The 6,000-nt window shown below is 35.9% G+C and carries 5 protein-coding genes; all 5 read right to left on the minus strand.

What is annotated here, in order from left to right; all coding sequences use genetic code 11:
• Positions 1-21: 21 nt before the first annotated feature.
• Positions 22-1,353 (minus strand): UDP-glucose dehydrogenase family protein, encoded by a 1,332-nt coding sequence (locus K8O68_RS08160; protein WP_230896415.1) that lies wholly within the window; start codon positions 1,351-1,353, stop codon positions 22-24.
• Positions 1,354-1,363: 10 nt separating this feature from the next.
• Positions 1,364-2,257 carry a UTP--glucose-1-phosphate uridylyltransferase GalU gene (galU, locus tag K8O68_RS08165; RefSeq protein WP_230896416.1) on the minus strand — a complete coding sequence of 298 codons (894 nt, stop codon included), beginning with the start codon at positions 2,255-2,257 and terminating at the stop codon, positions 1,364-1,366.
• A gap of 390 nt (positions 2,258-2,647) precedes the next feature.
• Positions 2,648-3,583 carry an ATP-grasp fold amidoligase family protein gene (locus K8O68_RS08170; protein WP_230896417.1) on the minus strand — a complete coding sequence of 312 codons (936 nt, stop codon included), beginning with the start codon at positions 3,581-3,583 and terminating at the stop codon, positions 2,648-2,650.
• Between the two features lie 48 nt (positions 3,584-3,631).
• Positions 3,632-4,927: a lipopolysaccharide biosynthesis protein gene (locus K8O68_RS08175; protein WP_230896418.1), complete on the minus strand. Its 1,296-nt coding sequence runs from the start codon at positions 4,925-4,927 to the stop codon at positions 3,632-3,634.
• A 76-nt stretch (positions 4,928-5,003) separates the two neighbouring features.
• The coding region (locus K8O68_RS08180; protein ID WP_230896419.1) for an O-antigen ligase family protein at positions 5,004-6,000 on the minus strand (997 nt) is incomplete at its 5' end.

Raw genomic sequence — 6,000 nt, forward strand, 5'->3', positions numbered from 1 at the left:
CCTCTCATCCACCACACCAGCTTACTCCGCCACTCTCACTTTCTCCGGAACCACCGGGCGGCGGCCAATTGAGTAATACCCAATGTTAGTTCCGCTTACTTCCTCAAGTCCGTAGCAGTTACGTCCGTCAAATACGACTGGTGCTGCCATTTCTGTTTCAAACACGCTTAATTCCATCTCTTTAAACTCGGCCCAGTCGGTCACTATAATGACCGCGTCTGCCTGGCTTAAAGCTTCTTCCTTGCTGCCGACATACTCGACACCATCAGGCATGAAGTGAGCAGCGTTCACAGCTGCAATTGGATCATACGCTTTTACGTCGGCGCCTGCCAATAACAGTTCGCGGCTAATGGCAATGGCTGGTGACTCGCGCATATCGTCTGTATTAGGTTTGAAGGCAAGCCCTAATAAAGCGACCGTCTTCCCTTTCAAGTCACCCATCACGTCTTTCGCTTTGTCTACCATCACTAGCTGCTGGCGTTTGTTGCTGGATACGACTGATTTAACGAGTTCGAAGTCGTAGTCCACTGACTCAGCGATCTTCACTAACGCGCTCGTATCTTTAGGGAAACACGAACCGCCGTAACCGATTCCTGCTTTCAGGAACTGGTTGCCGATTCTCCCGTCAAGCCCCATGCCAAACGCCACGTCTTCCACGTTTGCATCCAGGCGGGAGCACAAGTTAGAAATCTCATTAATGAAACCGATCTTTGTCGCTAAAAAGGCGTTGGACGCATACTTAATCATTTCTGCGCTTCTCACGTCCGTGCGGTATACCGGAATGCCAAACGGTTTATTAACTTCTTCAATTAAATCCCCTGCTTCAGCTGAATCGGCCCCTACTACGATTCGATCTCCGTTAAACGCGTCATACACCGCTGATCCTTCACGCAAAAATTCAGGGTTAGAAACAATATTTACCGTAACGTCTTTAGCCAGGTTACCGCGGATTAATCCGATAATGTAGTCGTTAGTTCCGACAGGCACAGTACTTTTTGTGACGACGGTGATGTCTTCCGTAATATTCTGTGCGATATCTTTTGCTACAGCTTCAATAAAACGGAGGTCCGCTGTCCCGTCTTCTCTCTCAGGTGTTCCAACCGCAATATAAGCCACATCTTTTCCAACAAAGCCTTCTTCATGGCTCGTTGTAAAATGAAGACGTCCGGCGTTGATATTACGAGTCATCACCTCATCGAGCCCCGGCTCATAAATAGGCGACTCGCCGTCTCTCATTTTCTTTACTTTTTCTTGATCTATATCAATACACGTCACATTATGGCCAATGTCAGACAGTGCCACACCAGTCACAAGCCCTACATATCCTGTCCCTACAACTGCAATCTTTTTCATCATAAGCCTCCTATACTTCTTTTACGAAATGTTTCTGAGAAATGGATTCCAAGTAATCAAGCATGTCATCTTTCAAATCCTCACGCTGCAACGCAAAATCGACGGTCGCTTTTACAAAGCCAAGCTTGTCACCGACATCATAGCGCTCACCAGTGAATTCATAAGCTAACACAACCTGCTCGTCGTTCAGCTTTTTAATCGCGTCTGTCAGCTGAATCTCATTCCCTGCTCCCGGAGGCAGCTCATCAAGAATAGAGAAGATTTCAGGACGCAGCACGTATCTGCCCATAATCGCATGGTTAGACGGAGCGTCTTCCTGCTTCGGTTTTTCAACCAGGTCAGCGACATGAATGACGCCCGGTTCAATTTCAGATGTCTTCGGCGCCACAATCCCGTATTTAGACACATCTTCGTCCGCTACTGGCTGCACACCGACGACAGAGGAATTATATCTTTCAAACACATCAACGAGCTGCTTCAGACACGGCTTGTCCTCTGACTGGACAATGTCATCCCCGAGCAGAACAGCAAACGGCTCATCGCCGATAAAATGCTTGGCGCAGCTGATCGCATGGCCTAATCCCTTTGGTTCCTTCTGGCGGATGTAGTGAATGTTTGCCATATTAGAGATCCCCTGGATTTCATCCAAAAGTTTCATCTTCTGTTTCTTCAGCAGTGTCTCTTCCAGCTCATACGACTTATCAAAGTGATCCACAATGGCACGCTTTCCTCTTCCGCTGACAATAATGATATCTTCAATGCCCGATTTAATCGCTTCTTCAACGATGTACTGAATCGTCGGCTTATCAACGATTGGCAGCATCTCTTTTGGCTGAGCTTTTGTTGCGGGTAAAAAACGTGTCCCCAGCCCGGCCGCAGGAATTATCGCTTTTTTTACTTTCATTTTTTCCCCCTTTTTACAATAAAAAATTGCCCCTAATAAATAGAGACAATCAAACTTTGTATACATATTCCTCTTTGTAGCAGTTTATAAGCTTTTTTAAGTCTTCCTCTATTGTGATAAAAGGTTTAAATTCTAGGTCTTCCTACAGTTCATCTGAATATTTGGAGTAGGATAAAAGTTAATAAAGGCCGCCTATCTCACTCTGATAATTCCAAGGGGGCACATAACACTAAATTAATTATGTTCAAACAATTGATAATATACTTTTAAACACGCTGGCTCAGCCCTTGGCTATTACTCTTATCGTTTACTTAGGTGATGCGTAACCTCTAACATGGCGTTTCTTAAGAAGGTTATCGCGTGGAAAATTCACATAACCTATGTGGACTTTTATTTAGAAGTGACGTTAACAGGTAACTCCCATAAATCACCTAACATGACATTGTATTTAAAAGGATGTATTTTTTTAAAACCAGATCCATTAGTAAAAGTCATTTCACCAAAATAAACTTTACCATTAACGTTATACAAATCTACACGAACGTGTGAAAATCCTTTACATAATTTGCTTACAATGCTAATCATTAAATCAAAATTTTTAGGTTTTAATACTGGATTATCACTATTTGGAATTGTATGTTGCGTCCAAGGCTGTAATTCCCAATCTAAATCGTATATATTTCTTCTTAACTCACCATCTTTTTCAATGTTCACCCAACAATAATACACATTGCCATTAAAACATAGAAATTTATAATCTTTAAGTTCTCCTTCATTATCAGTGAGGTATTTTTCTGCAATAATCTTAGGTTTAATTTCTTTATATTGCATTTCAAAACCAGACATAAAAGCATAGTTTATTTGTAACCACTTATCAAACTTCTTCTTTGCACTAAGTTTATTTAACTTACTCTTATCTATTACTATTAAATTTGTGCCTGTTCCATGATTAGTTTTTAAAACAAACTCATTAGGTAATTCATTAAAATCTATCTCATCAAATGTATTCCATACACCCAATAATGGTATTAAATATTCCTCTCCTACCTGTTCCTTCACCCAATCTCTCACTAAATATTTATCAGTTAGAGTTGTTTTAAGAGGGTTATTATCATATAGTTTCGCCCATTGCATCTTTTCATTATAAGTTCTAAGATTGTTCCAATCTAGTTTTTCATTCATTTTTTTCTTATATATTTTTGAGAGAACTACCGGATACTTATTTTCATCTAAAATACTGTAATACTTATGATAGTAAAGACTCTTAATATTAGAAATTTTTTTGGAAATTCCAGGCATTTTTTTTAAAAGTAATCTTTTTATCAATTATTTCACCTTCTCAAACCTTTTTATCTAATCTGGTATCTTTTTTACTTAAATTCTTTTGTGCAATCTGTCAAATCTTACACTAATATAAAGGGTCATTAAAATTAACCCTATATTTAAGAATGCACTTGCAGTCCCAAATAAAGTTACTGCTACTATGTCACTACTGAACACAAAAAAACCAATTGCTATAACAATTACTCTAGTAATTAACATAAAAATAGTATATATCAAATGAAATGCTTGTGCTGATAAAACTGGTAATGCCCTTACACTTGGTCTATTCATAAAACTAAAATAAGACCATAACGCTATCCATCTTGCATATTCTCCAGCAATTAACCATTCTTCACCGAAAACAAAACTAAAAAGTACAGGTCCAAATAAAACTACTATCCCAAAAGGTATGAAACCTATAGCTCCTAAAATTAATGTTGCTTTTAAAATTAGAGGTGTTAGATTTTCATTACTATTAGCAGCTTCGGTTATACGAGGATAAAATACATCTCCAACTGATTTCCCTATAAGTTGTGATGGTATATTTAGAACTGTTTTTCCAATTGAATAAAATCCTGCTGAGGCAGGTCCGAAAAAAATAGTTAACAATACTGTTGGCAAATTAGTAGAAATAGCATTTATACAAATCTCAGGTGCTCTATATAGTGGAAAATCTCTATATTTCCAAATTAATTTTCTATAAGAAACTTTTTCTCTAAATAATAAAATTAATAAATCTTTAATATCTCTCGTGAAAAGTATTAGCAATAATGCCTTTAATCCTTGTCTTAAGGCTGTAAAAATAATAAGTACAGAAGCAACGGGATATAAAAAACCTACTCCAGCTTTTCCACCATTAACTATAACTGCCTGTAAAAAGGTTATTTTTGCTGAAATATTAAATTGTTTAGTTCGTATTAACCATTGCTCCGTAATCTGTAATATGCCAGATAAAAACATAGCAATTGGAATTAAATACAAAAAAGAAGCTATACCTTCCAAATCAAAATATTTTATAATATGATTATTTAATATTATCAAAACTAATATACTAATTAGAGAAATAAAAATTGTTGTTAACAGGGATAATTTCATAATCCCTATTGCTTCCTTTTCCCTCTTTGGGAGTACTATAGCTATCGGGAAAGTTAAAGAGGCAATTGGTCCAATTATTGAAATAACAGCCGCAAAAGTTCCCATCAAACCATAGGCATACGGACCATATAGGCGTGTAATAATGGGAGTTAATAAAAGTGCAATTAACTGCGCAGCAGCCGTACCCGAAGATAATATAATTACATTCTTTACGAATGGTCTTTTAAGAAATTTTAATATCTTTTTCTTCATTTATACGTTCCTTACATAATAATTTTCGTTTTTCATTATTTTTCCTGCTAAAAACTTCTGAAAAATGTTAGTAAACCTATTTTTTCAAATATTTTACATTATAAGACAATGTTAGTAATAAAAATAAGTAATTCATTCTGTAAGATTCTGTAATTCCTCCTATTAATATGCCGAAAATACCAATTAGAAGTATTACACTAACTCGATTATTCTTTGTCTTTTGTAACTTAACCCCGCCCACAACGATACAAATAAAGAAAAGTGTGAGTCCAATCAAACCTGTATCTAAGAAAATTTGCAAGATCATGTTGTGGGCAGCAAAATAAGTAACAATACCTCCTAATACTTCTGAGTTAATACCGAATCCATACCATAAAGAATTTGGAATAGTATCAAATACAGAATCCCAAATTCGTGTTCTTCCAGAAAAAGTTAGATCTTTGCCTAAAATATCAGTTATGATTATCTCAAGGGAATTAAATGAATTAAAACGGACTATTACGAACCAAATAGCTAAATAAAGTATACTCAATGTTATAAAACTATACACTGGTTTAATTCTTTGACGTACATTTATAAATATTGATGTCAGCAAAAAAAATACAGCCACAATTGCAGTTGCGGACCATGCCATTAATAGGGTGGAAACTGCTAACATAACTACAAATAAAGAAAGGCCTGAAATTTTTTTGTGTTTATACCAAGAAAATAATATACTCAATAATATACCCGGTATTAAAAAATAGCCGAATTGATTTTCTATTCCTAATATCCAAGCATTTTGACTACCTGTCCAATATAAACCTCCCGAAAATATTAAGTAAGAAATAAAATTTAGTATAATATAGAAGCCAAATAAAGCACTTAACGCTTTTAAAGTTGATTTTGGGTATTTTTTTATTGTAATATTAATCAACAATATTAATGTAAGAATCCTAAAGCTGTTTACTAAATCTAAAACTCCCTCGGAAAAATAATAGCTTGAAAAAGAACGCCAGATAATAAAAATAATACTTAAAATTATAAAAAGATTATATTCCTTTTTAAAAAAAGTAATAAAAATTAAATAAATA

Origin of the sequence: Salipaludibacillus sp. CUR1 (assembly GCF_021028955.1) — a bacterium.
Classification (GTDB): Bacteria; Bacillota; Bacilli; order Bacillales; family Salisediminibacteriaceae; genus Salipaludibacillus.

Coding starts and splice junctions, on each gene's coding strand:
- K8O68_RS08160 (WP_230896415.1), bottom strand. CDS start 1,353: ATGAAAAAGATTGCAGTTGTAGGGACAGGATATGTAGGGCTTGTGACT.
- K8O68_RS08175 (WP_230896418.1), bottom strand. CDS start 4,927: ATGAAGAAAAAGATATTAAAATTTCTTAAAAGACCATTCGTAAAGAAT.
- galU (WP_230896416.1), bottom strand. CDS start 2,257: ATGAAAGTAAAAAAAGCGATAATTCCTGCGGCCGGGCTGGGGACACGT.